Below are 26,891 nucleotides of genomic sequence, written 5' to 3' on the forward strand. Positions count from 1 at the left end.
TCTGCGTCGACAACCACGTCGACATCAAAATAACCGCCACCGGGGCACAAATCGCCGCCTACACACTCACCGAAGAAAAGATCTATTACAACAAGAAAGACAACGAACTCAACCCCCAACGGGGCAACTAAAAACTAAAAATCTCGAGACACCGACCGGAACGATGTCTCGAGACTTCACAGTTGTACCCCGTACGGGATTTGAACCCGTGTTACCGGCGTGAGAGGCCGGCGTCCTAGGCCGCTAGACGAACGGGGCTCGCTTAGCTGTCCGTTGCGGACTTGCTAAACACTATAGGATCCCCGAAAGGTTGCACAAATCGGCACGTAGAAGCACCTTTTACACAGATAAAATCCCGAACCTCGTTGCCGCTTTCGGCTGCGATGGAAACATGGGCTCTCAAGGCCTAGGCGCGGATCGAATCAGTGGTTATTCCGCTGGCGTGCCGTGGGCAGCTGGGGCCGGAGCACTCGTTAGTCATCGCTAGAGGTTCGGGAGGACACGTGCGCTAACAGCATGTGGTGCAAGGCTCCTACTTCGCTCGAGTGTTGGCTTTAAGAAGTTGTGGATTATGGCGATGCCGCCTAGTACTATCTGCTAGAGTCGCGTCGGCGATAGTGATGATTTTCAGCTTCCGCCATCCGCTCTCCTTTCTGTCGGGAATGCGTTGTATCTGCAGTGTATGACCAGAAAAGGCATACCGGTAGGACTTAGACCAATTGGGAACTGGTTCACCCCCTGGTACTCCTCCACCCCTCCCGACTACCTCGCCGAAGACGCAAGCCGGTATGGGGTAGAACCAGACCACTCCGGGGCAAGAGCTATTCGCACTCCTTTACTTGCCGCCATTGCAAGCGTTAAGCTTGCACTAGTTGCAAATAAGGAAGGCAAGTTATGAGCCACGAACTCAAAGTCATTGAAGAGGTTCAACAACGTACAGCCTGGAAGCAGAGCGAGTGGGCGGTAGCACTTGTAGCGCTCGGCATCGGCAGCAGCCTCGCAATCTCTAAGCTGTCGTGGTGGTACACCCTCGCAATCCTCATACCAACCTTCATTCTCGGCTACCTCCTCAAGGACAAAGTCGCGAACCCTTTTGTTCGCCCCAATCCCAACAAGGGGCCAAGGAACGATCGCGCCACGTGGTCACGCGTACTGCTTCCCGCCGCAATGATTTTCTCCACCACGCCGACACCTGATACATGGCCTTGGATGATCACCAGCGGGGTCGTCGTTTCCGCAGCGACGGCTTGGATGCTCTACGAGAACCGCAACGCGGCCATAAAGGGCTCCAATGCCTAAGGACGTACCCAACCAATCCCCTGAGCTGGATCCAGTTATCCACCCGATTAACCGCCTCAGAATCTGTGCCACGCTCTACTCCGCCGGTGCCACCGACGGTCGGCAGATGAAGTACAGCACGCTCGCCGAGTTGACCGGGCTTCCCGCCGATACGCTTTCCAAGCAGCTAAAGCACCTCGAAGGCCACGGCTACATTAGCCGCACCAGAGAGTACGGTTCTACCCGCGCCAAGGACGCCGTGTGGGTCACGCTTACTGAGGCGGGCACACAGGCTTACGTGCAGCACGTAGAGGCGCTCAGAGCTATGACTGAGGGACTATAGACTTCGCAGCCACTGCGTGATGCGATCCACTAGCTGAGGAAACTCGGTATAGCCGTCATCTTCAAGGAAATGTCCCGCGTCGTGGATAGTGATGGGCGCGGCCGAGAGGGCGTCGGCAAGCTGCTGCGTGAGGGCGGGGTCAACCAGGACATCGTTAGTGGACACGAAGACCTCTGTGTGAGCGATGTGGGGTTTGACAGCAGGCACGTCGACGCGGGCCTGGCCAATGAATTCGTCAAGCTCTGGGATGACGCGAAGCTTGTCCACAAACCCCGAGACGATGAAGAGCCCAGGAAGCTCCCACTCGCCCTCCAAGGCCGTGAGATAGTGCAGCAGCGCGGTGCCGCCCAGGCTATGCGTGATGATGCAGGTATTAGCGTTCGGACGCTCAATATCGTTGCGTATCGCCTCTACCCACTCATCAAGCTTCGGTGCGTTCGGTTCCGGCAGCGCGATGGTGTGAACGGTGTGGCCATCGGCGGTCAACAGGCGCTCGAGCCACGGGAACCAGTGACTGTCAGGGCTGGCTTGGTATCCATGAACAATGTAGAAGTGCATGGCCGCCAATCATACGAAAAAGAGCGACAAGCTCATCGTGCTTGCCACTCTGTGGTGGTACCCCGTACGGGATTTGAACCCGTGTTACCGGCGTGAGAGGCCGGCGTCCTAGGCCGCTAGACGAACGGGGCTTAGAACTGTGACGACGTACTGTAACGTGCAGTGCCACGTTACATCGCTATCACTGCTGGCCTACCAGGACTCGAACCTAGAATGACGGTACCAGAAACCGTTGTGTTGCCAATTACACCATAGGCCATTATTGCTGTGAACTAGCTCGGGGCTTTAACCCCTCGCTGCTCGCTGCAACGGTTTATTACTATATCCAGCACTACCGATACACACAAATCGCCAGGCCAGAAAGCATTTTCGGGGCGTTAGGAGTGACACCTAACGCCCCGAAATTACAGCTCTGTGAGACTGCCCAGGAAGACTACTCAGCGCTCCACGGCGTGAGTGCCTGCGCAGCCTTAAGGCGAGCCAGAGTGGACTCCTTGCCCAGCAGCTCCATGGACTCAAACAGCGGCGGGGAGACCTGCTGACCAGAGATAGCTACGCGCAGGGCGCCGTAGGCCTTGCGGGGCTTGAGGCCGAGGTCGTCGATAAGCGCGGCGGAGAGCACCTTCTCAATCTCCTCCGTCTTCCACTCCCCGAGCTCCTCCAGCTTGGCAATGGAAACCTCCAGCGGCTGCACCGCATCCTCCTTGAGGTTCTTCCGGGCTGCCTTCTCATCCAGCTCCAGTTCGGCATCCGGCGTGGTCAGGAAGGACATGAGGCCATAGGCATCGGATAGCGTCTTGATGCGGGTCTGCACTAGATCTGCAGCAAAAGCGAACTTCTCCTCCGGATAGTCGGCCGGGAAGTCGGTGTATTCGGTGAGGTAGTCGCGCAGGCGCTGCGCAAAGTCTGCTGGCTCCAGCAAGCGAATGTGATCCGCATTGATGGCCTCCAGCTTCTTCTGGTCGAAGCGAGCTGGGTTACCCAACACGTCGTGAACGTCGAAGTTGGCGATGAGCTCGTCAACGGAGAAGATGTCCTGGTCCGCAGACAGGGACCAGCCCAACAGCGACAGGTAGTTGAGCATGCCCTCCGGGATGATGCCGTTGTCGCGGTGATTGAACAGGTTGGACTGCGGGTCACGCTTGGACAGCTTCTTGTTGCCCTCACCCATCACGAAGGGCAGGTGGCCAAACTCCGGAGTCTGCTTAGCAATCCCCAACTCAATGAGTGCCTCATAGAGGGCAAGCTGGCGCGGCGTGGAGGACAGCAGGTCCTCGCCACGCAGGACGTGGGTCACGCCCATCAGCGCGTCATCAACCGGGTTAACCAAGGTGTAGAGCGGCGCACCGTTCGAGCGTGCCACGACGTAGTCCGGCTGGGTCTCCGATTTGAAGGTCATTTCGCCGCGCACCAGATCGGTCCAGGACCAATCCTTGTCCGGCATGCGCAGGCGCCACACCGGCTTGCGGCCTTCCGCCTCGAAGGCGTCAATCTGTTCCTGAGTGAGGTCGCGGTCGAAGTTGTCGTAGCCTAGCTGCGGGTCGCGGCCGGCTGCCTTGTGGCGCTCCTGCACCTCTTCGTTGGTGGAGTAAGCCGGATAGACATAGCCGCCATCCTTCAGTTTCTGCAGGACGTCGGCGTAGATGTCCATGCGCTGCGACTGGCGGTAAGGCTCGTCCGGGCCACCGACGTTGACGCCTTCATCCCAGCCGAGGCCAAGCCAGTTCAGGGAGTCGATGATGGCCTGGTAGGACTCCTCGGAGTCACGGGCGGCATCAGTGTCTTCAATGCGGAAGATCAGCGTACCGCCAGTGTGGCGGGCATAAGCCCAGTTGAACAGAGCCGTGCGGACCATACCCACGTGGGGCGTGCCGGTAGGTGAAGGGCAAAAACGGACGCGGACGTCGGATGTTTTTTCAGTCATGCCCACCATCGTAGTTCAGCGCCGCATCGCCGCACCGCCCGCCCCACTTGGGGGTAGTTGAACTCCGTTTCCACTAAGGCTGAGCAGCGCCTTTCCCCCACGCTTAACGGTATTGGTTTCCATTACCTATAGTGAAAAATCTCGATCAAGAACTGAAGAAAGGTCTCCCATCGTGCTTCGTACCCGCTACGCGGCTCTGCTTACGTGCGCCGCACTCCTCGCCTCTCCCGCCACCGCCGTTGCCGGTCCCGACGACGGCAAGCACGTGTCCACCCAAACGCACATCGACTCCCCCAAGGCATTTTGGGAGGGTAATTCTCTGACTCTCAAAAGCCATTCCGCAGAAAGCAACCACGACTTAGCCGACACCGTCACCTGGGTGGGCAAAGGCTGGGACCAGAACGGAACCAACCAATACCAGTTCACGGTCCCTGAGGACCCTGCACTTTCCTTCCTCGGAAAGGCTGGCACGACCTACTACATGGCACCCGCCCGCGTACAGGGCAGCCTGGACCCAGTATGGATGGGCTTCGGTGCGGACACCGAGCTGCCTGTCGATGACTTCCGCGACAACATCGCTTCTCTCGACCTCCTCAGCGTTGATGGCCCCGGCGAGGTAGAGATGTTTGGCTACTACCCCGGCCCCGGCGGCCTGCAGCGCTTCTTCGGAACCACCGAGGGTGCCCCGCATTCTGCCTGGCTGACGAGCGGCACGCACACCCACAACTACACCGTCTTCACCAAGCCTGGGCGCTACCAGCTGACCTACCGCACCACCGCTCGCGACAAGGACGGCAAGCTCATCGCTTCCGCACCAACCACCACCTCCATCCAGGTGGGCGGTCAGCGTCCGGCTGCCGATCCAACACCGTCACTCAAGGAGCGGTTCGACAAGGCCACCGCGGGAAATGCCAGCGCACAGGACTACCGGTTGACCATCACTCCGAAGAAGTCCGGAGACAAGGACGGGGATGAGCGCCTCTCCTCCATCGACTTCACCGGCGGCAGCAACGGCACGCTCACGCTGCTGATCGACGGCTACTTCCTCACCGATCTGCCCGTGAAAGACGGTCAAGCGCACTTCGATGAGTTCCTAGGCCCAGAGTCCTCAACGATCCAGGCTGTCTACACCCCAGAGGACGGCAGCCCACGCTGGATCACCGAGGAGCTCGCCTACTCCGAGAACGCAGAGCTTTCCACCACCTCGAAGAAGTCAGCGGAGTCCTGGGCAGAGACCACCAACCCCCGCCAGCTCTCCTCCGATCAAGAGGTCTCGGTATCTAACCCGGAGCTGTCCGCGCGGGCCGTTCCGGAGGGCGAGGGCGCAACGCGCATCATCGTGGAGGCCGCCGATAAGAAGCTCGAAGGCTACGTCCATGGTGGCTTCTTCAGCAAGGGCAGCGAGCTTCCCGACGTGGAATTCGACGGAGTCATCACCCACGGCCGCGCGGAGTTTGTGGCCGGCGCAGACGCAAGCTTCAACGGCACTACCGTGCGCCTGGATATCCTTCCGCACCCGAGCATCAAGCAAGATTCCGGCAGTATCACGCTCACCGAAAACTTCTCCTTTGGGCAGAAGTACGAGGGCCGCGGCGCACTCGGCACAACCTCCAAGGCTCCCTCCACCAGCCCGGACAATAACACCAAGCCAGAGTCAGGAAAATACACCGGTACGTGCGTTGACAAGGCGGTGCTCGACCATGGCCATGTCGATATCGCTGTCACTCGTGACGGCGATACGTTCCGTACCCGGCTCAAGGATGAGACGGCCATCGTAGACAAGAAGACCGTCGAGCGCCCGCTTGATGACGTTGTCTTCGCCATCCACAACAACGCCCTGCGCCCCCGCCCGGAGGCGCTCAAGGGCAAAGACTTCAACTACCTGGGCGAGGATAAGTTCTTCCTGCTCCCCCAAACCCAAGAGCAGAGCATCATCTGGCCGGGTTATAACACCCAGGCGCTTGACTACCAGGACTACAAAGACGGCACGGTCACCCTCAACATCAAGCCCGTTGAGATGCCCGACGGCGCACAGGTGGGCCTGTTCACCACCGAAGGGTTGGGCAAGGGCTTTACTCCCTTGATCAATTCCGCCGAAGGTGACTACTCCATAGAAACCACCTTCGCCTCTCACACCCACACCAACTGGGCGTTTACGAAGCCGGGCATGTACAAGCTCGAGGTCAGCTACTCGGCCACCACTACAGATGGCAAGCAGATCACCTCTGAGCCCCAGACGCTCACCGTGGCCGCCGGCGACGCCGCGATCAAGGACTGCGTGAGCGCGAAGGGCGGAAACAAGGGCGAGGGCAACGACAAGCCTGGCAGCACCAAGCCGAACGACAACAAATCCAGCAGCGAGAAGGACATGAAGTCCTCTATGCCCAAGCTCGAGGGTTTGTGGGGCCTCGTGCTTCCCGTTGTCTTGGCCATCGTGTTTCAAGGTTTCCTCAACTTCTACAACAACCACCGCGGCCAGATTGAGTCTCGCCTCAACGGCCTGCTTCATCGCTAGAAAGGACATAGCGTGCACCGCACCACAGAGCTGCACAGAGTCACTGCTGCCCTCTGCGCCATCGCCGTGGCGCTGGCAGTCGTCTTCACGGGCCATCCGGCCCCGGCCCGCGCCGATGGCGAGGTTTTCGACACCGGACACGTTGACGCCTTTTATGTCTCCGCCCCCGGCGGTGAGCTCACCTTGTCGATGAAGGAAGACATCACCGGTAGCGGTGTCGTCCGCCCTGGCAACGATGTCGCCCTCAAAGTGGCCGAAGAGGCCTGGAGCGAGGCCACAGAGGGCATCGATGGGATTGGCGTACCGACGTATTACCTCCCCCAGACCCAGGACAGTTCGCTGCTCTGGCCGGGATGGGATACGCAAGCTGCACAATCGGCTGGCTACACAGACGTCAACTTCGAGTTCGTTGAGGTCACCGGCCCCGGTGATATCTTCGTCTTCGAAACGGCAGGCTTCGGCGATATCCAGCCTGTCACCGACGCCGGCGCGCTGGACCTAGTGTCCGGGGATGTCATCAACCAAGCCTACCCGGCACATCGGCACGTCAACTGGGCTTTTAGCGAGCCCGGTATCTACACCATGACGGTGCAGGCAGAATCCAACGGGGACACGAGTAACCAGGTCACCTATACCTGGGATGTCGGTGACGGTGACGCCGCACCCCAGGAGTCCGGCGACGGGGAACACGACACTGATGATGGTGATGGCGGTGCTGAAGACAGCGACGAAGCGCTGGGCGACGCCTCCCCTGAGCACCCTGCTGTCTCCAACTCCGGATCACGCTCTGGAGCTGGAAACGCTGGAGGAAATACCCGCGGTTCGGCATCCACTGCCGGAACCAAGAACGAGAAACAACGGGCAAGCAGCAAGGAGAGTAAAGACCGCTCCGAGCGCAAGGAAAGGAAGGAGCGCAAGCCTGCCCGCGCAGCCGACAAAGCCACGCCAGCCGCGGAGAACGTGGACACGGTCGCTGCTGCCGGCTATTACGACAGCGGGCAAAACCTACTGCCGTGGGGCATCGGAATCTTGGGCCTCGGCATGCTCGTGCTAGGCCTAGCCCTAGCACGTCTCGCACTCCTTAAGGGTCGCGACTAATGCCGCACGGAGTACGCACCCGGACGCCCCACATCGCGCTGCTCTCGGCGGTACTTATCAGCGCGTCCACGCTCAGTGGTTGCGCGAGCACCACCAGCGGGGACGATGCGAAGCTCAAGGTGGTGGCGACGACGCCGATTCTCGGGGACGTCGCCAAGCACGTGGCCGGGGACGATGCCGCGGTGACCACGTTGATTCCCGCGGGCAAGGACCCACACACCTTTGAGCCGAGCTTGCGCTCGGTGCGAGATGTCGCCAACGCGGATGTGCTGCTGGCCAATGGTTTTCTCCTCGAGCCGCAGAACCTGCTGAAGACGCTGCGGGAATCATCGGATGTGCCGGTCACCGAGGTAGCGGACCAAGCGTCCACGCGCGGGGCCCGTCTCGTGCCGTTGGTGGAAAACGTTGTTCTCGATGCCGTGTGGCTGGGGCTGCGCGTGCGCAATGCCCCGCCGGGTACAACGAGCGTCGACATGCGCCTGCTCGATGCCGAGGGGCCAGGCGATGTTGCGGCCTACGTCGTATCCACATTTGGCACGCCCGAAGCACTCTTCAACACGGCTGATGGTCGGGATGAACGCGACGATTCCACAACGCTGCCAGCCAACGCCCACACACACGTCTCGTGGGCTTTCACCAAGCCGGGCATATACCGTCTCACTTTTGGCGCAACGGATAGCTCACCGCAGGAATTCACGGTGGCCGTGGGCGTACAGCCACCTGATGGAATGACTTCCCTGGATGCGGGCCACGTAGATATCACCGCGGACCTGTCCACGGGCGAGCTCGACTTGGAGGATCAAGGCGAAGGTTTCGACCCGCGCGCCACGGCGTTGAGCATTCCCAACTCCACCCTGCAGCAGATACCACCGGACCCGGCCTACCGCTTCCTGGGGCGCTCGGGTGAAGAGACCTACCTGCTGCCTCAGGCTGTCCTGGGCAAGCACATCCATGGCGAGGTTGACCCGCACCTGTGGCACAACGCGGCCAACGGCATCAGCTATGCCGAGGTCATCGCCGAGCAACTGGCCTTGGCGGATCCATCCCACGGCGCGGAGTATCGGGAGCGCGCTCAGATCTACATCGAGCAGTTGCACGACGCGGACGCGGAGGTGCGGCGGCTCATCGAAGACATCCCGGAGCGCAATCGGCACTTGGTCACACCTCATCACGGCTATGCCTACCTGAAACAAGGTTATGGACTTGACATTGCAGGATTCGTCACCCCCAACCCGGCCATCGAGCCTTCACCGCGGGACGTCATCGCCCTGCGCCGCACGCTGGAGAATCTCCAACTGCCCGCGGTCTTCGTCGAACCTACCCAACAGGCCAGCGCCGATGTCATCCGTGAGGCTGCCGAATCCCTAGGGATCGCGGTGTGCCCCATCTACGGCGACACTCTCGATGACACCGTCCCCACGTATCTCGACCTCCTGCGATTCAACGCACACTCACTCAATCGCTGCTTAGGCAGCACCACGAAGGAAACTCATGTCTAATCGCACCATCCACACACTAGGCACGTCCCTGGCGGCAACGCTGACCGCTGCGGCGCTGGCTTTCGCGCCGGTGACTGCTTCGGCCGGTGATCTGGCCCAGGTTGTGAGCGCCGATGAAGAGGTAGCCGCACCTGGGACAGAGGCCACCATCGACCACGGTCACGTGGACCTCGGGCTACTGCTTGTCGACGGGCAGGCCCAGTTCCTCGCCCGCGACGATTCGGCAGCCACGCCGGTATGGCGTGATCCTGCTGACGTGGTCTTCGACGTCGGCGACAATGCCCAGCTCACCCTTCCGGAGGACAAAGCCTTTTCCTTTGTCGGCGCCGAGCCTGGATCGCAGGTGTGGGTCGTTCCCCAAACCGAACAAGCCGACGTGCCCTGGCTGGGCTGGAATACCCAGGCGCCTTCCTTAGAAGAAAACGTCGAACGCGGAGTAACTATGGAGTTCCTTGGACACCAGGGGCCGGGCGAATTCTCCCTCTTCCTACAGAACGGCGGCTTCGAAGAACCGCAGCTGCTGTGGTCCACCGCGACCGAGGCCGCGGACGGTTTCTGGGTGGACCTGGGCACGCACACGCACGCCAACTGGGTCTTCACCGAACCCGGCATCCACCAGGTTCGGGTCCGCATGAGCGGTGAGGGCGCGGGCGAAAGCGCGGGCAGCGAGGTGGCAGCCGAGGCCACGTTGACCTTCGCCGTCGGTGCAGGCACCGACGGCGCGCAGGCACACGCCGCACAATGGGATCCGAGCGCCGAGTTCTCAGATGCCTCGGCGGGCACCGCGGTTCCGGTGTGGGTCTGGGCGCTCGCCGGCGCGGGCCTACTCGTCCTCGTCGGGGCTGTGTTCGCGGTGCTACGCGCGAAAGGCGGGCGCCGTGGCTAATCCCTTCATCTCAATCAACGACCTAGCAGTGTCGCTCTCTGGCCGCCGAGTCATCGACGGCGCATGCTTCGACGTCGACCCCGGCGAGTTTATTGGACTTCTCGGACCGAACGGGGCCGGTAAGACCACGCTGATGCGCGCCGTCCTGGGGCTGGTCCCCTTCACCGGCACCATCGACGTCACCACCTCGTTGGGATACGTCCCGCAACGCCACGACGTGGAGTGGGACTTCCCCATCAGCGTGGCCAAGGCGGTGCTCAGCGGGCGCACGGGAATGGTGGGCTGGTTCCGGCGGCCGGGCCGTGCTGACAAGCAGGCTGCCCGCCGCGCCATCGAGTTGACCAACTTGGAAGAGTTCGCACAGCGCCCCATCGCGCAACTGTCCGGCGGCCAACGCCAGCGCGTCCTCATCGCCCGCGCTCTGGCCTGCGAGCCCGAGGTGCTGCTTCTCGACGAGCCCTTTACCGGCCTCGACGCTCCCAACACCGAGGAGCTACTCACTCTTTTCCAGAATCTCACCGACCAGGGAAGCAGCGTGGTCATGTCCACGCACAACCTCTCCGAGGCCGCGCATTCGTGTTCGCGCCTCGTGCTCTTTAACCGGGGGATCGTCGCGGACGGGCCCGCGGAAGCCCTGCGCCTGACCCCGCAGCCGTGGAGCGAGACCTTCGGGGTATCGGCCTCTTCACCGCTGCTCTCTGCGATTGGGGTGGCGGCATGATCGACATTTCGCTTGTTGAGTTCTTCCAGGACCTGGCCAATCCGCACCTGGACTTTTTGGCCCGCGCGGTCGGCATCTCCATCCTCGCGGCGATCGTGTGCGGGGTGGTGGGGTGCTACGTCGTGCTGCGCGGCATGGCCTTTATCGGCGATGCCGTCTCCCACGCGGTGTTCCCGGGGCTGGCTATCGCTTTCGTGCTCCAGGGCTCAGTGCTGCTCGGCGGCGCCGTGGCGGGCTGCACCGTCGCCGTGCTCATCGCATGCTTCTCCCAGCGGCGCACGGTCCGCGAGGACTCCGTCATCGGTATCTTCTTCGCCGCATCCTTTGCGCTGGGCATGGTCATTATCTCCCGGGTGGAGGGCTATACGGCCTCGCTCACGAGCTTCCTCTTCGGATCGCTGACGGGTGTCTCCCGTGCCGATCTCTACACCGCGTTCGCCGTCACGGTGCTCATCGTTGGGGCCGTGGTCTTGCTCGGCCCCCAGCTCACCGCCACGTGCCTGGACAAAGAGACTGCCCGCGCGATGGGGCTGCCCGTCTTTGCTCTGGACATCGTCCTCTACCTCTGCGTCACCGGCGCGGTGGTCATCTCTGTGGGCACCATCGGCAACGTCCTCGTGCTCGCCTTACTCATTACCCCAGCGGCCACGGCGCGGCTGCTCTGTGACTCGCTGGGGTCGATGATGATCGCCTCCGCGGCCATCGGTTCGCTCGGCAGCTTCTTCGGCATCTATCTGGCGTGGGCCATCGATCTTCCCGCTGGGGCGACCATCGTGCTGCTGCTTACTGTTTGCTTCCTCGCGGCGTGGGCGCTGTCCCCTCTTCTGCATTCTCGTCGTGCCACGGCGTCCTCCCCGCACCCCTCTGATTCAAAGGAGTCCCTGTCCGCATGAATATCCGTCCCCTCACCTTGACCGCTGCCGCCGCTATCGCCCTGAGCTCGCCGACGATGATTGCTTCTGCAGCGCCCGCTGTCGCCGCGGAGCGCGCAAGCGAGTCCTCCTGCGATGCCAGCTCTCTGCATGCCTTTAGCCGCGGGCACCAGGACCTCGCGCTGGTGGGAGATTCTGGCAACATCTCCTTTATCGCCCGCGACGATGAGTCCGGCAAGGACTACGACTCTGGCGAGTTCTACATAGAGGTCGGCAGCAACGCCGCCTTCGATGAGTCAGCCGGAAGCGATATCCCGTCGAGTGGTTGGCAGATCCCCCAAACCCAAGACCCGGCCATCCCCTGGCTTGGTTTCAACACCAGCTACCTCGACCCGGCAACCGCTGAGGGCGCTACCCTGTCGCTGACGCTGCACAGCGCACCGGAAGGCGGACGTATGGTCGGTTTCCAAAACTCCCTGGGTGCAGCACCCACCGTCCTCTTTGACTCGGAAGACCCAGACATCACCTGGAACTACCCCGATCATTTCCACAGCCACACCGGGATCATTTTCACCGAGCCAGGCGCCTATGCCGCAACCTTCACGTTTACGCTCAACGACGGCGCGGAGCATTCCATCGACGTGCCCTTCCTCGTAGGTGGATCAGACTCTGACGAGCTGTGTCAACTGGACTGGGGTGCCAGTGCCGGTGCTGGACAGGGCTCTGGTTCGGGCAGCGCGAAGAACCGTCCGCAGAAGTTGGCCAAGGAGATCAACGACACCTCCAAGTCCATCGCTCAATTAGACAAGACGATGGATAAAACCTTCAAGGAGGCCGAGACCGTCCTCAACGGTGGCAAGCCCTCCGCGGCGAGAGACGCCAAAGACTCGAAGCAGTCTGAGCGCTCCGCGCGAAGTACCGAAAAGAAGCCCGCCGCAGATGCTTCTGAAAGAAGCCAACGTCCTGAGACGCAGGGCCAGCGCGCCCCTCAGAACGGACCATCCCACACTGTGGAACAACAGAGAGATTCCACACATCGGAACACCTCGAACGGGCGCTCTGCTACTCGTGCGAAAGAGTCCGAGAGTACCGCTGCGCCCAAGAAGGAACGAAGCACCAAGCATGCCGCCGCGGCGCAGCGCCCCGCCCCGGGCACGGAGGAACAGCAGGCTGGAAGCGCAAACATCCAGGCTATGAGCTATGGCGCACCGATGGCCGGCTTCTGGGCGGGCTTCCTTGCGGGCATGGGTTCCCTTGCTCTTCTCCTCGGTATTGGGCTGTTCATCGCTGTGCAGTTCTTCCGCCCGCGCAACCGCGACTAGTCCCCTAAGGGCGGGCACCCCGCATAAGGAGTGGATCTGGTTTCGGTAAGAAGGAAAGAAGGAACTAGAGTTATTCCTTATGTGTGAAAACAGACCCTCCACCGCCCCCGACTTCCTCCTGTCCCGCGCGACTGGGTCTGTGCGTACCCAAGGTTCGGCTGCGACCTTCAGCGATGTCGATGCCGCCGTAGCCCAGCTGCGTGCGGGCACAGTTCCGATGATCGTCGGCGCGCTTCCCTTCCACAAGGGAGATCCGGCCGCCTTGACAGTCCCGCGCAGCATTATCCGCGAGGACGGACCGCTCGAGCCGCACGCCTACTACCGCAGCGGCACGCTCAACGCGCGGGTTACCGGTTTCGATCCGGAACCGGAGGAACACCTGCGCCGCATTGAAGCAGCCATCGCCACCATCGAAGCCTCCAAGCTGGACAAGGTAGTCCTCGCCCGCGCCGTTGACATTGAGTTCAACGCCCCTGTCGATCCGCTCCTCGTCGCCGCGCGGCTGATCGACCTGTCCTCCCATCGCGATGGTTTCATCACCGACCTCACCCCGGCGGGACGACCCGGAGCGATGCTCGTGGGCTCTTCCCCGGAGGTGCTCATCAAGAAGCAGGGTTCAACGGTCACGGCCTTCCCCCTGGCCGGATCCGCGCCCCGGCAGGCGGATAAAGCACGCGACATCATGGCAGGTCAGGACCTGCACAATTCCGAGAAGGATTTGCGCGAGCATGCCTTCGTCGTGGACCATATCCGCCGGATTCTGCAGCCGCTGTGCGCGACCCTTGACGCCCCCACCACCCCGCAGCTGACCTCCACGAACGAGATGTGGCATCTGGGAACCCCGATTGCGGGAACACTGAAGAATTCGGACATCACCGCGCTCGAACTCGCGGAGCTGGTCTACCCCACCCCCGCTATCTGCGGCACCCCCACCGAAGCTGCGCAGGCGCTCATCGAAACTGCTGAGACCGACCGCGGCTTCTACGCCGGAGCAGTTGGCTGGTGCGATGATTCCGGTGACGGCGAATACATGGTGGCCATCCGCTGCGCAGAGGTCGCGGGCGATGGCCTGTCCGCCCGCGCGTGGGCGGGCGGAGGAATCGTTGTGGATTCCGACCCGACGGCCGAGCTTCAGGAAACCACGGCGAAGCTGCGCACTATCCTCCGCGCGCTCAACCTCTAGAGCAGCGCCTAAGCGCGCTCAATCGGGTTGGTCAGGCTGCCCACACCAGGGATCTCAATTTCGATGGTATCGCCCGGAACCATCGGGGCCGTACCCGCCGGGGAGCCGGTGGTGATGACATCGCCCGGCAGCAGGGTGTAGGACTGCGAGATCTCAGCGATAACATCGCCCATCTTCACAATCATCTGGTCGGTGTTGGAGTCCTGCTTCTGCTCGCGCTGGCCATCGTGCGTGAGGTACGCGTTGATCTTCTGATCGTCAAGATTGATGCAGTCCAGGTCCGTCTCAATCCACGGGCCCAGCGGGCAGAAGGTGTCGATGCCCTTCGCGCGTGCCCACTGGCCATCCTGGAACTGCAGGTCACGCGAAGAAACATCGTTACAAATGGTGTAGCCGACGACGTGGTCGCGCCACTTCTCTGGGTCGATATTCTTCGAGACCTTGGAGATCACCACGGCGAGCTCGCCCTCGAACTCCACGTTGGTGGCGAACTCCGGAATCTTGATGGGCGCACCCGGGCCAATGACCGCGGTGGAAGGCTTGATGAAGATCGTCGGCGGCAGGTGCTCGGCAGACTCCTTGAAGACCTCCGCCACGTGGTCGGCGTAGTTGCGGCCGAGCGCTACGACCTTGGTCGGCAGGGTCGGCGCCAGCAAGCGCGCCTCACTCAGCGGCCACTCGCGGCCAGTGGGCTCCGGTGGCGTAAACGGGGTGCCGGAAATTTCCTTGGCCACCAGCTGATCCAGCGGGGCGTCGGCGGGACCATCGATGATGGCAAAACAGATACCTTCGGTGTGAGCAATTCGTCCTAAACGCATAACGGCCATACTACTCGCAAGGATTTTTAACTCACGATCAGGGGTCTGCAGTAAAGGTTGCAAAGAAAGCATTGTCTATCTCAGCGCTGGACGACGTCCCCCAGGGTCACCGCTCGCGTGCTCCCCCGCTGCGCTAGGTATAGCTCTGCGCAAGCCAGGGCGTCGCTGAGCGCATTGTGGCTACCATAGCGCGGCAGACCATAGCGCTCACGGACGCGGGGAAGGCGTAGGTCCTCGCCGCGCGGGTAGGTGCCCATGCGCTCCATGTGGCGCCGCTCCAACGCAAAGGTATCCACCACGCTCAGCCGCGGGCGCTCTCCGAACACCGCGCGGGATGCCGCCTCAATGAATCCCACCTCCAGCGCTGCGAAATGCGCGAGCAACGCGCGTCCCTGCACCGCCTGGCGCAACTGCTCCATAGCGCTCTCCAACTTCTCGCCGGCATCGATGACGTTTTGAGTCAGCAGGTGGACATGCGCGTCGTCGGCCACCTGCGCGCCGCGCACCACGATATATCCAGCACCAGATAAATCGATGGTGTTCCCATCAACCGGAACCCAGCCGATAGAGACAATCTTGCCCGTGCGGGGGTTAAGGCTGGTCGTCTCCATGTCCACGGCCAGCAAGCCCACGTCATCAAGGCATGTGGTGCGCGGGGGCGCGCCCCAATCCGCCCGACGGCTCCAGCGATTCCACATCTAGATATTCCTCACTGGGTACTTGGTCGCGAGGGCATTCTGCATCGACTTGATCGCCCGGAAGGCATCGCGCAGGTGCTCGCGTTCCATGCGCCCCAGGCCCTTGGGGTCGATGTTGTAATTGGGCTGCTGACCCTCGCGCAGCTGGTGGGCTTGGTGTTGGAAGGAGAGGGAGCGTAGGTAGTCGAAGGCGTCGAGAAGCTCCTGCGCTCCCTGTTGGCTCACCGCGTTACCGGCGGCTTCCCTGAGACGCTGGCGGGTATCCACCACCGTCGAACCGGAAGCCAAGGCGAAGAGCCGGGCCATCTGCACGATTCCCGCAGTACCGCCCTTCTTGATGTCGAGGGTGTTGGCGTAATCGCCATCGCGCTCCACCACCAGCCCCCGGAAGAAGGTTAGCGGCGGCTCGCGGCGCGCTGCCAAGCTGGCCAGGTGCGCGTGCAGGCGCGTTGCCCCTTTACCCATTTCTACGGCAGCAGTGTGGACTTCCCGGCCCAGCTCCTCGCTGCCATAGAGCACACGGAAATCGAAGAAGATTTGCGCGTTGAGCAGCGCCTCCGGTTGGGGCTCTCGGATCCACCTGCGGAAGGTGTCGATCCAGTGGGTCCGGGCCATCCGCCATTCTTCGTTCATCGCCATCATGTTGCCGGGGCAGAGAACTTGGCCGGCGTCGGCAAGCCCCTCGCAGACGAAGGAGCTGAGCTGTGCAAAGTAGTTGCCGTGTACCGCGGCATCGTAGTCATCAGCAAGGACCAGAGCATTGTCCTGATCCGAGGCGAGCGCCATCTCCCGTCGGCCCTGCGAACCAACGGCCACGAAGGCATACTCGACTGGCGGAGGTCCAAGTTCCTCCTCGGCCAGCGTGCACAGTCGGCGGGCCACGGCATCGGCGGCGAGCGTGACCAGGCTGGAGGCTTCCGCCGGGGTGGAGCCACGCTCCACGTAACGCCCGGCCAAGCGCGTGGCTTCCTGAAAAGCCCCACGAAGCTCAGCGGCACTGCTGCGCCGTGAGAGGTCCGCGGTGAGGTAGAGCGGGTCGTTATGGAGCAGACGCGTAACGTCCGACTGCGTGACGATGCCCTGCAATGCGCCCTCGGTGACCACCGGCAGGTGGTGGATACCTCGCTCGGCCATGTGCAGCAGCGCCTCCATGGCGGGGGCATCGGCAGATACCGTCAGCGGGTTGGGCGTCATGATCTCCCCTACCGCCTGGCCGGGATCGCGGTGAACGGCGAGCACGCGCGAGCGCAGATCGCGGTCCGTCACGATGCCTTTAAGGCGGGTGCCGTTCTGGTTCCCAGGCTCCACGACGAGGAGCGAGGACACACTCCGGTCTGTCATCATCCCAGCGGCTTGCGCGATCGTTGTGGTGGGCGGAGCGGTGAGCACGTCGGTGCGGATAAGGTCCTGCAGCGGCGTGCGGAGAACATCCGTCGGTGCGGAATCGGACTGCTCCCGGGCTGCTGCCCGGATCTGGCGCGACTTGGCCGAAAAGAACCGTGCGATGTCTGGGTTGCGGTGGGCGCACTCGCTAAAAGCTTGCTGTGGCAGGGTGAATACCAGACTGTCTTCGACCGCGATCATCTCGTAGACGGAAACCGGCTCACCCTGCAGCGTGGAATAGCCGAAGGTCAGCCCAGGTTCGCGACGATCGAGGAGGACGCCATCCTCCCCCAGGACATCTATTGCCCCAGTGCGGATGATGTGTAGGAACGCGTTTTCTTCCCCGAGCCTGACGGGGATGTCCCCGCGGCGCAGGTAGATCATGCTCAGTTGTGAGGACAGCGCGGTGAGCTCTTCCTCCGGTAGGCGGGAGAAAGGCTCGTGCTGTGCGAGGAAACTAGTGACCTCGTCTATTTCGACGCTCATGCGCCAACCATACAGTGCTAGGCGCTCAGCGCGGAGGCGATTCGGTCACCAATTTCGGTGGTCTTCGGCTGCGCGTCCCCGCGGGAGGAGACGTCGGCAGCAACGGCCTCTTCGATGCGCACAGCGTTGTCCTCGTCACCGAGGTGGCGCAGTAGCATCGCTGCCGAGAGGATCGCCGCGGTCGGATCCGCAATCCCCTTGCCCGCGATGTCCGGGGCAGAGCCGTGGACCGGCTCGAACATGGAGGGGTTAGCACCGGAGGCGTCAATGTTTCCGGAGGCGGCCAAGCCGATGCCACCGGTGACAGCACCGGCCAGGTCAGTCAGGATGTCACCGAAGAGGTTATCGGTCACGATGACGTCGTAGCGAGCGGGATCGGTGACCATGTAGATGGTGGCGGCATCGATATGGTTGTAGTCCACGGTGACCTCCGGGAACTCCTGTGCCACCTCGTTCACAGTGCGCTGCCACAGCCCACCGGCGTTGACCAAAACATTGGTCTTGTGCACCAGCGTGACATGCTTGCGGCGGGACATCGCACGCTCGAAGGCATCGCGCACCACGCGCTCAACGCCGTAGCGGGTGTTCTGGGAAACCTCCGAAGCCACCTCGTGCTCGGTGCCCTCGCGCAGCGTGCCTCCGTTGCCGCAGTACAGGCCTTCGGTGCCTTCACGAACGACGACAAAGTCGATATCGCCCGGGTTCGCCAGCGGCGAGGTAGAAGTCGGGTACAGCTTGGAGGGACGCAGGTTAACATGGTGATCGAGCGCAAAACGCATCTTCAGCAGCAGGCCGCGCTCCAAGACGCCGGGCGGAACCTCACCGGGGGCGCCAATCGCACCAAGCAGGATGGCGTCGTGCTCGCGCAGGGAGGCCAGGTCGGCGTCGGTAAGCAGCTCTCCGTTGCGCAGGTAGCGTCGAGCACCTAGGTCATAGTCGGTCACCTCAATGTCCTCGCGCACCGCGCGCAGAACCTTGAGCGCCTCCGCGGTTACCTCGGGGCCAATGCCGTCGCCGCCTATCACTGCAAGTTTCATTTTGTGGGATTCCTTTCTCACATATTGGATACTTGTGAGAGTACCACCCTCATGCCTTCCATGAAGCCGAAACCCCCTGAAGAACCAAGGCTGGCTCTGCAGGGGGCGGTGGGCTCCACTGAGGTGCGGTGTGGATTAGGCATCCAAATCGAGCTGGTGGCAGGTAGCCCCCAGCGCCGCGTTGATCTCCTCAACGAGCTCCTCCGGTACCTCACGCTCGACGCGCAGAATAAGCACAGCGTCAGAGGCGTCCTTACCCTGGGTCAAGGCGGCGGCGACAATGTTGATGCCGGCAGCGCCCAGCTTGGTGCCCACTGTGCCCAACGCACCCGGGGCGTCCTTGTAGGAGAAGAAGAGGTTGCGGCCGGTAGCGCGCATATCGACGCCGCGACCGTTGATGCGGATAATCTTCTCCACCCCGTCGATGCCGGTCAGGGCACCGGTCAACTGCGATACCTTACCGTTGGGGCCAATCACCCTGACGCGGACCGAGGAGCGGTGGCCCTTCGATTCGACGTTGGTCTTCACGTCCACGGTCACGCCACGGCTTTCGGCGATCTTCATTGCGTTGACGAAGGTGACCGCCTCCGAGACCACGCCGGAAAACAGTCCACGGACAGCGGACAGACCAAGAGCCGAGACGTCCTCGTTGGCCAGCTCACCGCAGGCCTCGACCTCCACGGCAACCGGCGCTGCATCCAGCAGGTTGCCGGCTACCAAGCCCAGCTTGCGGGTCAGGTCCAACCAGCCGGCGACTTCCTCGCCGACCCGGCCGCCTTCAACGTTGACGGCATCCGCGACGAACTCACCGGCCAGTGCCTTCAAAACGGAGGCGGCGACGTCGGTACCGGCGCGATCCTGCGCTTCGACCGTGGATGCGCCCAAGTGCGGGGATACGGTAACTTGCGGAAGCTCAAACAGCGGGGAATCGGTGCAGGGCTCTGAAGCATAGACGTCGAAGCCTGCGCCGCGGTGGTGGCCGGACTTGATGGAGGCAGCTAGCGCTGCTTCATCGACGAGACCGCCGCGGGCAGCATTGATGATGATCTGGCCCTTCTTGGCCTGCGCCAAAAGCTCGGCATCGAACATGCCGGCGGTCTCCGGGGTCTTGGGCAGGTGGATCGTCACAAAGTCAGAGCGGGACATGAGCTCCTCAAGGCTCACCAGCTCCACACCCAGCGCTGCCGCACGGGCCGGGTTGGCATAAGGATCGTGCGCGATGATGGTGGTCTCAAAGGCCGCCAGGCGCTGGGCAAAGAGCTGGCCGATGTGTCCGAAGCCCACAATGCCGATGGTCTTGCCATACACCTCGACGCCCTTGAAGGACGAGCGCTTCCACTCGCCTTGGCGAAGAGACTGATCCGCCGCCGGCACCTGGCGCGCGGTGGCCAGAAGCAGGGCGATGGCCTGCTCGCAGGCGGAGTGGATGTTGGAGGTCGGCGCGTTGACGACCATGACTCCGCGCTCGGTGGCGGCTGGGATGTCAACATTGTCCAAGCCAACGCCAGCACGGCCGACGATCTTCAGGTTCTCTGCGGCGGCCAAAACCTCCGCGTCCACGGTCGTGGCGGAGCGGACGAGGAGCGCATCGGCCTCAGGCACTGCGGCGAGAAGTTCCTCGCGGTTTGGGCCATCAACCCAGCGAACCTCAACGGTGTCACCGAGGGCATCAACAGTGGATTCGGCAAGCTTATCGGCGATAAGTACGACCGGCTTCGACATAACTTCCTTTACTAGTCAGAATTGGAGATGCCGAGAAGTGTAGTTTATTCTTTCCAGCCCTGAGTGATTTTATGCGTGAATTCTGTCACTGAACCGAATTCTGGTCCGAGGGCCACGATAGGCCCCTCCGACAGCCCTGCCGTTAACGCCGCGCCGGCCTTCGTCGCCGACGGATCCGGATCGGTCATGACGAACACCGTGCCACCGTAGGCAGTGGCGTTAACCACGTTGGCTAGAGGGCTTTCCGCGGTCGCCACAATGACCGGCGCCATTTGTGCGTCGCGGCGCGCCTGGGCTGGAATAGCCGGCATCTTTTCCTTCGTTATGTGCTGCGGCAGGGGCTCCCAGGCGGCCTTGAGCTCCGTCTTCGTGGAGGAATCCAAGTGCGCAATGTTGTCAACCATGCGCTCACGTTTCATGACCACCTTCGATGTGAAGCGAAAAGCGGTGTACTCCCCCAGTGCCTTAGTGTTTCCTGGGTCGTGGATAACCTCACGTTGCCCGTTCTGGCTAGCCCACGGAACGTTACCGATAACGAGGAGCTGGTCTACGTCGAGATCAGCGAGCAGCTGTGAAATCTGCGGGCGAATCGACGCATCATACGTCACCATGGGCACGCGCTGGGACACGCTCAACGTCGCCGCGCGCAGGGCCGCGGCGTCCGTCTCTTCGGCAAGGATCAGAGTATTGCTCTCCTTGAAGAACAAGCGCGCAGAGTCAATGCCCCAGCGGTCCCCCACCACGGTGACCTCGTTGGCGAATTGGGGGTCGATAAGCCGCAAGCGGTTCTCCTCGCTCGCGCGGGCTAGGTCGATGTCCGCTTCGGGGATGGCGGTGATGTCCTGCGTGAGGATCGGCTCGCCCCGCCCCAGCGAGGAACAGCCTGCAGCGCCCAGGCCCGTCATGGCTAACAGCGCTGCGACGGATAGGGCTGGCATCCCTGCCAGCGGTGAAACCTTAGCGCACAAAGGCCTGCGGGCCCTCCTCGCCGCCGGAAAGGTTCGCCTCATCCACGTCGCGCACCACCTGCTTATTGAGTGCGTATTCGACGATGCCGACAAAGCGCTCGCGGCGATCGGCGAAGAACTGGTGCGCGGTCTTCGCAGTCAGCAGCTCCGGTTCTAAGTCGTGGGAGGCCAACACACTATCGAATTCGGCATCCTCCATGATCGACTTCGACTGCACGCGCGGCAGATAGCGCTCCGGCGAATGCCCGTCCAGGACTACCTCAGTGCGCTTGCCCATCGGCGTGCGGTTGAGCACGGAGTTTGCCAACACGCCGCTGATACCGTGGCGCTCACACCAGCGGAGCGGAAAGACGGGGAAGAAGCCCGGCTGCAGCTCCTCGAAGCTATGACGATTGAAGGCGCGCCCCGTCCGCCAATCTTTAGCGCCGCGGGCCATGAGCAGAGCGTAAAGGCCGTGCCATACGCCGTCGTTCTCCCCCACGGACAGCAAGCGGGACTCGCGGAAGGAAGCATCGCGCACCGTCTTCGGGACGTCCTCGGTATCGCCGGCGACCCAGGAGGTCACCTCGTCAACATCACGGGCAGCGCGCAACTTGACGGCCGAGGAACCGTAGAGCTCACCAAAGACACCGCTCCAGAACCACTGGTTGAGGCGGTCCCAGGATTCCTGGCTGGATAGCACGCCCTTCTTCTCAGCCAGACGTGCCAAGATGACCGCCAGCGGGATGATCTGCTCGGAATAGGGAACCTGCTCCAGGGACAGGATGCAGCGCTCAGCCAAGAACTCGGCGACCTCACGGAAGGTAATCACGAGGGTCTCCGCGGCCTTGCGGTATTCAGCGAGCGTCAGTTGCAGGATGTCCTCCCGCTGACCACCGGCATTGCCCTTCTCCCCCGACACCAGCAAAGACACGGCCGAGAGAAACTCGTTGCGGCCAATGCCATCGAGCGCCGGGAAAGAACGCAGCTGCTTCTCGACGGCCGCCCAATCCTCCGCCAGGTGGAAGTCCGGGTCCTCGGAGGCAAAGACAGCCGTGAGCAGATCGAAGACATCCATCTGCAGACCAGCGGAGTTTACCTGCGCAAAGATCGAGCCGATGCCGGCGCTTGCTGTCTCCCGGGACAGGCGGATCATCGGCACGGTGTAACCAGACAGTGGGCGCAGAATGCGGTTGTTGAAGGCTGCAACCACATCACGGGTGGCACCATCGTTGGCGGCTGCGAGCTCGAAGAGCATGCTGGTGCCTTCCTCGCTCAGCAGGGCTGAGACCGGGATGCAGCACTCCTCGATTGCGGCCTCGCGGGTGTTCAAGGAACCTTCGATATCCGGCGCGAAGTGGGAGCGCAGCTCGCCATGCTGGTTGACGGCGAAAACGGCCTCGTCCGGCATGATGTCCTCCGAGGTCGCTATGCGCAGGTCCACGTAGTACTTGCGGGAGACCTTCTTGGAACGAAAATCAGTGGTATCGACGAAGCCCTCGCCGCGGAAGCAGTGATACAAGGTGGTAAGGCGCTGCTGCCCATCAAGCAAGAGCAGGCCCGGGTTCACCCCGGTATCCGGAGCACCAGCCAATGGGCGGGGGCGGAAGCGCATGGTTTCGTTGCGGGTATCCAAGGCCATGAATGCGCCGAGCGGGTAGCCGCGCAAGACGGTGACGATCAGCGATCTAATGCGGTCCTCATCCCAGGCATAGGAGCGCTGGAAATCTGGAAGCTGAATATCACCGCGATCGATACGAGCGAAAAGGTCATTAAGGTCATAGCTTGGCGTAGAGAAACCCATGGCCTCGAGCCTACCGCCAAATGTGGGAACGTGCCCGTTTGTGCGCGAACATCACATTGCGGGCACGAAGACCTGGGTAACGAAAACTCCCGCCAGCCGGTGGCCAGCGGGATTGCTCAGATCCAGTGCGATTTAGGCAGTTGCGTCCAGCGGATTCTTTACCCAGCTCATGAGATCGCGCAGCTTCTCACCGGTCTTCTCGATCTCGTGATCGTTGTAGCTGGCGCGCAGCTCCTCCAGCTCCTTGTTGCCGCCCTCAACGTTGGCGATCAGGCGCTTGGTGAAGGTTCCGTCCTGAATGTCGGACAGGATGTCCTTCATGCGCTTCTTGGTGTCGGCGTCGATGACGCGCGGACCAGAAATGTAGCCGCCGAACTCTGCGGTATCGGAGACCGAGTAGTTCATGTTCTTAATGCCGCCCTCGAACATGAGGTCAACAATGAGCTTCAGCTCGTGCAGGCATTCGAAATAGGCCATCTCCGGCTCATAACCGGCTTCCACCAGCACCTCGAAACCGACCTTCACGAGCTCCTCGGTGCCACCGCACAAAACGGCCTGCTCACCGAAGAGGTCGGTGACGGTCTCGGCCTCGAAGGTGGTCGGGATAACGCCAGCGCGGGCACCGCCGATGGCTGCGGCATAAGACAGGGTCAGCTCGCGGCCCTCGCCCTTCGGATCCTGCTCGGTAGCGATCAGGCAGGGCACGCCCTTGCCATCGACAAACTGGCGGCGGACCAGGTGGCCCGGCCCCTTCGGCGCAACCATACCGATGGTGATGTTCTCCGCCGGCTTGATCAGTTCGAAGTGAATGTTGAGGCCATGGCCGAAGAACAGAGCGTTGCCGTCCTCCAGGTTCGGCTCAATGTCCTCGGTGAAGATGGTCGCCTGGGACGTATCAGGGGCTAGCAGCATGATAACGTCAGCCCACTTGGAAGCCTCAGCGTTGCTCAGGACCTTAAAGCCCGCCTCTTCCGCCTTCTCGCGGGACTTGGAACCCTCGCGCAGGCCGATCGCCACCTCAACGCCAGAGTCACGCAGGTTCATTGCGTGGGCGTGGCCCTGGGAGCCATAGCCAATGATGGCGACCTTGCGGCCCTGGATGATGGACAGGTCGGCATCGGAATCGTACAGAGTCTCAATAGCCATGTTCTTGTTCCTTCTCTCTGTGGTTCGTCGTCACTACTCAGCGAATAGTGACGTGGTCTACTGAATTTGTATCACATTTTGGGACACAATGTCCACAATGTGAGATTATTTATTTGCTCGGTGCCATCGCCTTCGGGCCACGCCCCAGCGCGACGTTTCCGGACTGCACTAGCTCACGAATACCGAAGGGCTCGAGGACGTCGAGAAGCGCCTGCAGCTTGCCGGGCGTTCCGGTAGCCTCGACCACCACGGACTCCGGCGATACATCCACGATGCGCGCGCGGAAGATGTTCACCGCATCGACCACCTGGGGGCGGTTGGAGTTATCCGCAGCCACCTTGACCAGCATGATGGAGCGCGCAATCGTGTTCTCTTCCTCGAGCTCAACCACTTTGAGCACCGGGACGATTTTGTTGAGCTGCTTCGTCACCTGCTCGATGATGACCTCGGAGGCATCCACGACGATGGTCAGGCGGTTAATGCCCTCCGTCTCGGTCCGAGCGGACACCAGCGAAATGAGGTTATAGCCACGGCGGGTGAACATGCCGGTCACGCGGGAGATGATGCCCTCAATATCCTGAACCCGAACGGAGAGGATGTGTCGGGTGATGTCGTCTTTAGCCATTATTTTCGGCCTCCTCGAGAGATTCGTGGATGTCGGCCGGTTCCTCGGCCGCTGACTCATTGTCATCAAACAGCGGGCGCAAGCCCAGGGCGTACTGGATTTCCTCATTCGAGGCACCACCGCCAATCATCGGCCACACCTGGGCGTCATGCCCGACGATGAAGTCAATGACCACCGGACGGTCATTAATTGAGCGCGCACGCTCAATAGCGGGGCCAATTTCTTCTGCCGTGGTTACGCGAATGGACTCGCAGCCCAGGGCCTCGCTGAGCTTGACGAAGTCGGGGACGTACTCATCGTGCTCACGCAGCTTGGTATTCGAATATTTATTGTCATAGAACAGCGTCTGCCACTGGCGCACCATGCCCAAGTTGCCGTTGTTAATGACAGCCACCTTGATGGGGAATCCCTCCACCGCAGCGGTGGTGAGTTCCTGGTTGGTCATCTGGAAGCAGCCATCGCCGTCAATCGCCCAGACTTCACGCTCCGGGCAGGCGGCCTTAGCACCTAGCGCTGCAGGTACGGCGTAGCCCATCGTGCCGGCGCCACCGGAGTTGATCCAGCTGCGCGGGTGCTCGAAGTCAAGGAACTGCGCCGACCACATCTGGTGCTGGCCCACGCCCGCACAGTAGATGGCCTCCGGGCCAACAATGGAGCTGAGTTGCTGAATAACCTCTTGCGGGTTGAGCAGGCCGTCCGACGTCGGCTCGAAACCGCGCGGGTAGCGGCGCTGCAAATCTCCCAAGTACTCCATCCAGTCGCCGAGGTTCGGAACGTCCAACTCCGCATCGTTGGCATAAGCCTTGGTCAGGCGAAGGAGCACCTCGCGCGCATCACCCACGATGGGGACGGCAACCTCACGGATCTTGCCGATCTCGGCCGGGTCGATGTCAGCGTGGATGACCTCGGCGTTCGGAGCAAAGGTATCGGTATCACCGGTCACGCGGTCATCGAAACGCGCGCCCACGGCGATAATAAGATCCGCACGCTGCAGCGCCGCCACCGCCGGCACCGTACCGTGCATTCCGGGCATGCCCATGTGCTGCGGATGGTTATCCGGGAAGGCACCGAGCGCCATAAGCGTGGTCACCACCGGGATGCCGGTCAACTCAGCAAACTCGCGCAGCTCGCGGGAAGCCTCGGCCTTGATGACGCCGCCGCCAACGTAGAGCACCGGACGTTCGGCGCGCGCGATGCGCTGGACAGCCTGGGTGATCTGGCGCGGGTGCGGGGTCGTGGTGGGCTTATAACCCGGCAGGTCCGGCATCACCGGGCCGGAGTACTCCATCAGGGCGTTCTGGACGTCCTTCGGGATATCCACGAGGACCGGGCCCGGCCGTCCGGTGGAAGCTAGGTGGAAGGCGGCAGCAATAGCTCCCGGGATGTCCTCTGCATTGGTGACGATGAAGTTATGCTTCGTAATCGGCATGGTCACACCGCGGATATCGGCCTCTTGGAAGGCGTCGGTGCCCAGCAAGGAGCTGCCCACCTGACCGGTGATGGCCACGACCGGAACGGAGTCCAGGTTGGCGTCCGCCAGCGGGGTCACCAGGTTGGTGGCACCTGGACCGGAGGTAGCAATCATGACGCCGACTTTTCCGGATGCTTGGGCATAGCCTTCGGCTGCGTGACCGGCCCCCTGCTCGTGGCGGGTGAGCACGTGGCGCAACTTCGTTGATTCGAAGAGGGCGTCGTAAAGCGGAAGCACGGCGCCACCCGGAATGCCGAAGACCAGCTCGGTTCCGAGATCTTCGAGGGTGCGGACAATGGCGTGTGCGCCCGTGATGCGCTCGGGCGCCCGCTGTGGCGGAGTGGAAGCTGTCACGGTTGTTGTGCTCCTTCAGTGGGGATGGATATCGGAGAGATCATCCAACGAATAACGCCCCCGCTGTCCTTCCTGGGTGTGAAGGTAACGGGGGCGCATGCTGGTCGACGTCACTAGTGGACTCGCTACGGCTCGCGCCGCCCGGGTACTACTACGAGGTGAAGTCGAATAATGATCATGGGATAAACTGTACACTGATAG

22 protein-coding genes, 3 tRNA genes and 1 pseudogene are annotated in these 26,891 nt (G+C 62.0%); 11 read left to right on the top strand and 15 right to left on the bottom strand.

Features of this window, described 5'->3' with window-relative positions:
• Positions 1–131: pseudogene (locus tag RDN59_RS03745) on the top strand (IS481 family transposase); the annotation flags it as partial.
• A 54-nt stretch (positions 132–185) separates the two neighbouring features.
• Here the strand turns inward: RDN59_RS03745 and RDN59_RS03750 are convergent.
• A tRNA-Glu gene (locus RDN59_RS03750) sits at positions 186–258 on the bottom strand.
• Positions 259–894: 636 nt separating this feature from the next.
• Here RDN59_RS03750 and RDN59_RS03755 point away from each other — a divergent pair.
• Positions 895–1,299, top strand: coding sequence for a hypothetical protein (locus RDN59_RS03755; protein ID WP_308606672.1), 405 nt, complete (start codon positions 895–897; stop codon positions 1,297–1,299).
• Positions 1,292–1,621, top strand: a complete 330-nt coding sequence (locus RDN59_RS03760) for a transcriptional regulator (RefSeq protein ID WP_308606674.1) — start codon at positions 1,292–1,294, stop codon at positions 1,619–1,621. Before RDN59_RS03755 ends, RDN59_RS03760 begins: the two co-directional genes overlap by 8 nt.
• On the opposite strand, the gene RDN59_RS03765 is transcribed toward RDN59_RS03760, so the two are convergent.
• The 4 genes from RDN59_RS03765 to gltX form a co-directional block, all read right to left on the bottom strand.
• On the bottom strand, positions 1,616–2,179 hold the full coding sequence (locus RDN59_RS03765) for an alpha/beta hydrolase (RefSeq protein WP_308606675.1): 564 nt from the start codon (positions 2,177–2,179) through the stop codon (positions 1,616–1,618). The two genes, RDN59_RS03760 and RDN59_RS03765, sit on opposite strands and share 6 nt — an antisense overlap.
• A gap of 55 nt (positions 2,180–2,234) precedes the next feature.
• Positions 2,235–2,310: transfer RNA gene (locus tag RDN59_RS03770), tRNA-Glu, on the bottom strand.
• A 56-nt stretch (positions 2,311–2,366) separates the two neighbouring features.
• A tRNA-Gln gene (locus RDN59_RS03775) sits at positions 2,367–2,438 on the bottom strand.
• Between the two features lie 174 nt (positions 2,439–2,612).
• On the bottom strand, positions 2,613–4,112 hold the full coding sequence (gene gltX / locus RDN59_RS03780; RefSeq protein ID WP_308606676.1) for a glutamate--tRNA ligase: 1,500 nt from the start codon (positions 4,110–4,112) through the stop codon (positions 2,613–2,615).
• Between the two features lie 163 nt (positions 4,113–4,275).
• Here gltX and RDN59_RS03785 point away from each other — a divergent pair, with 163 nt between their 5' ends.
• The 8 genes from RDN59_RS03785 (at position 4,276) to RDN59_RS03820 (ending at position 14,199) form a co-directional block, all read left to right on the top strand.
• The gene (locus RDN59_RS03785) at positions 4,276–6,618 is read left to right on the top strand and encodes a choice-of-anchor M domain-containing protein (RefSeq protein WP_308606677.1); all 2,343 of its coding nucleotides are present in this window, start codon (positions 4,276–4,278) and stop codon (positions 6,616–6,618) included.
• A 12-nt stretch (positions 6,619–6,630) separates the two neighbouring features.
• On the top strand, positions 6,631–7,716 hold the full coding sequence (locus RDN59_RS03790; protein WP_308606678.1) for a choice-of-anchor M domain-containing protein: 1,086 nt from the start codon (positions 6,631–6,633) through the stop codon (positions 7,714–7,716).
• Positions 7,716–9,215 (top strand): anchored repeat ABC transporter, substrate-binding protein, encoded by a 1,500-nt coding sequence (locus RDN59_RS03795; RefSeq protein WP_308606680.1) that lies wholly within the window; start codon positions 7,716–7,718, stop codon positions 9,213–9,215. The genes RDN59_RS03790 and RDN59_RS03795 overlap by 1 nt, the downstream gene beginning before the upstream one ends.
• Positions 9,208–10,101, top strand: coding sequence for a choice-of-anchor M domain-containing protein (locus RDN59_RS03800; protein ID WP_308606681.1), 894 nt, complete (start codon positions 9,208–9,210; stop codon positions 10,099–10,101). Before RDN59_RS03795 ends, RDN59_RS03800 begins: the two co-directional genes overlap by 8 nt.
• Complete coding sequence (locus tag RDN59_RS03805) at positions 10,094–10,822, top strand: anchored repeat-type ABC transporter ATP-binding subunit (protein WP_308606682.1); 729 nt, start codon at positions 10,094–10,096, stop codon at positions 10,820–10,822. Before RDN59_RS03800 ends, RDN59_RS03805 begins: the two co-directional genes overlap by 8 nt.
• Positions 10,819–11,715 carry an anchored repeat-type ABC transporter permease subunit gene (locus RDN59_RS03810; RefSeq protein WP_308606683.1) on the top strand — a complete coding sequence of 299 codons (897 nt, stop codon included), beginning with the start codon at positions 10,819–10,821 and terminating at the stop codon, positions 11,713–11,715. The genes RDN59_RS03805 and RDN59_RS03810 overlap by 4 nt, the downstream gene beginning before the upstream one ends.
• Complete coding sequence (locus RDN59_RS03815) at positions 11,712–13,016, top strand: choice-of-anchor M domain-containing protein (protein ID WP_308606684.1); 1,305 nt, start codon at positions 11,712–11,714, stop codon at positions 13,014–13,016. The genes RDN59_RS03810 and RDN59_RS03815 overlap by 4 nt, the downstream gene beginning before the upstream one ends.
• A 79-nt stretch (positions 13,017–13,095) precedes the next feature.
• Positions 13,096–14,199: an isochorismate synthase gene (locus tag RDN59_RS03820; RefSeq protein ID WP_308606685.1), complete on the top strand. Its 1,104-nt coding sequence runs from the start codon at positions 13,096–13,098 to the stop codon at positions 14,197–14,199.
• An 8-nt stretch (positions 14,200–14,207) separates the two neighbouring features.
• Here RDN59_RS03820 and RDN59_RS03825 read toward each other — a convergent pair whose 3' ends face one another.
• From RDN59_RS03825 to RDN59_RS03870, 10 genes are all read right to left on the bottom strand, one after another.
• Positions 14,208–15,017, bottom strand: coding sequence for a fumarylacetoacetate hydrolase family protein (locus RDN59_RS03825; protein WP_308606686.1), 810 nt, complete (start codon positions 15,015–15,017; stop codon positions 14,208–14,210).
• 80 nt (positions 15,018–15,097) lie between these two features.
• Positions 15,098–15,715, bottom strand: coding sequence for an exonuclease domain-containing protein (locus tag RDN59_RS03830; protein WP_308606688.1), 618 nt, complete (start codon positions 15,713–15,715; stop codon positions 15,098–15,100).
• A complete protein-coding gene (locus tag RDN59_RS03835) occupies positions 15,716–17,584 on the bottom strand; it encodes a DUF294 nucleotidyltransferase-like domain-containing protein (RefSeq protein WP_308606689.1) in 1,869 nt (622 codons plus the stop codon).
• A 17-nt stretch (positions 17,585–17,601) separates the two neighbouring features.
• Positions 17,602–18,621 (bottom strand): 3-isopropylmalate dehydrogenase, encoded by a 1,020-nt coding sequence (locus tag RDN59_RS03840; protein WP_308606690.1) that lies wholly within the window; start codon positions 18,619–18,621, stop codon positions 17,602–17,604.
• A 135-nt stretch (positions 18,622–18,756) separates the two neighbouring features.
• Entirely contained in the window at positions 18,757–20,343 is a 1,587-nt protein-coding gene (gene serA / locus RDN59_RS03845) for a phosphoglycerate dehydrogenase (RefSeq protein ID WP_308606691.1), read from the bottom strand.
• 44 nt (positions 20,344–20,387) lie between these two features.
• Positions 20,388–21,281 carry a hypothetical protein gene (locus tag RDN59_RS03850; RefSeq protein ID WP_308606692.1) on the bottom strand — a complete coding sequence of 298 codons (894 nt, stop codon included), beginning with the start codon at positions 21,279–21,281 and terminating at the stop codon, positions 20,388–20,390.
• A gap of 19 nt (positions 21,282–21,300) precedes the next feature.
• Complete coding sequence (locus tag RDN59_RS03855) at positions 21,301–23,094, bottom strand: DUF262 domain-containing protein (RefSeq protein ID WP_308606693.1); 1,794 nt, start codon at positions 23,092–23,094, stop codon at positions 21,301–21,303.
• A 132-nt stretch (positions 23,095–23,226) separates the two neighbouring features.
• Positions 23,227–24,240 carry a ketol-acid reductoisomerase gene (ilvC, locus tag RDN59_RS03860; RefSeq protein WP_308606694.1) on the bottom strand — a complete coding sequence of 338 codons (1,014 nt, stop codon included), beginning with the start codon at positions 24,238–24,240 and terminating at the stop codon, positions 23,227–23,229.
• A gap of 109 nt (positions 24,241–24,349) precedes the next feature.
• Positions 24,350–24,865, bottom strand: a complete 516-nt coding sequence (gene ilvN / locus RDN59_RS03865; protein ID WP_308606695.1) for an acetolactate synthase small subunit — start codon at positions 24,863–24,865, stop codon at positions 24,350–24,352.
• Positions 24,858–26,690 (bottom strand): acetolactate synthase large subunit, encoded by a 1,833-nt coding sequence (locus tag RDN59_RS03870; RefSeq protein ID WP_308606696.1) that lies wholly within the window; start codon positions 26,688–26,690, stop codon positions 24,858–24,860. Before RDN59_RS03870 ends, ilvN begins: the two co-directional genes overlap by 8 nt.
• Positions 26,691–26,891 lie beyond the last annotated feature (201 nt).

The organism is uncultured Corynebacterium sp. (assembly GCF_902489365.1).
Taxonomy (GTDB): Bacteria; Actinomycetota; Actinomycetes; order Mycobacteriales; family Mycobacteriaceae; genus Corynebacterium.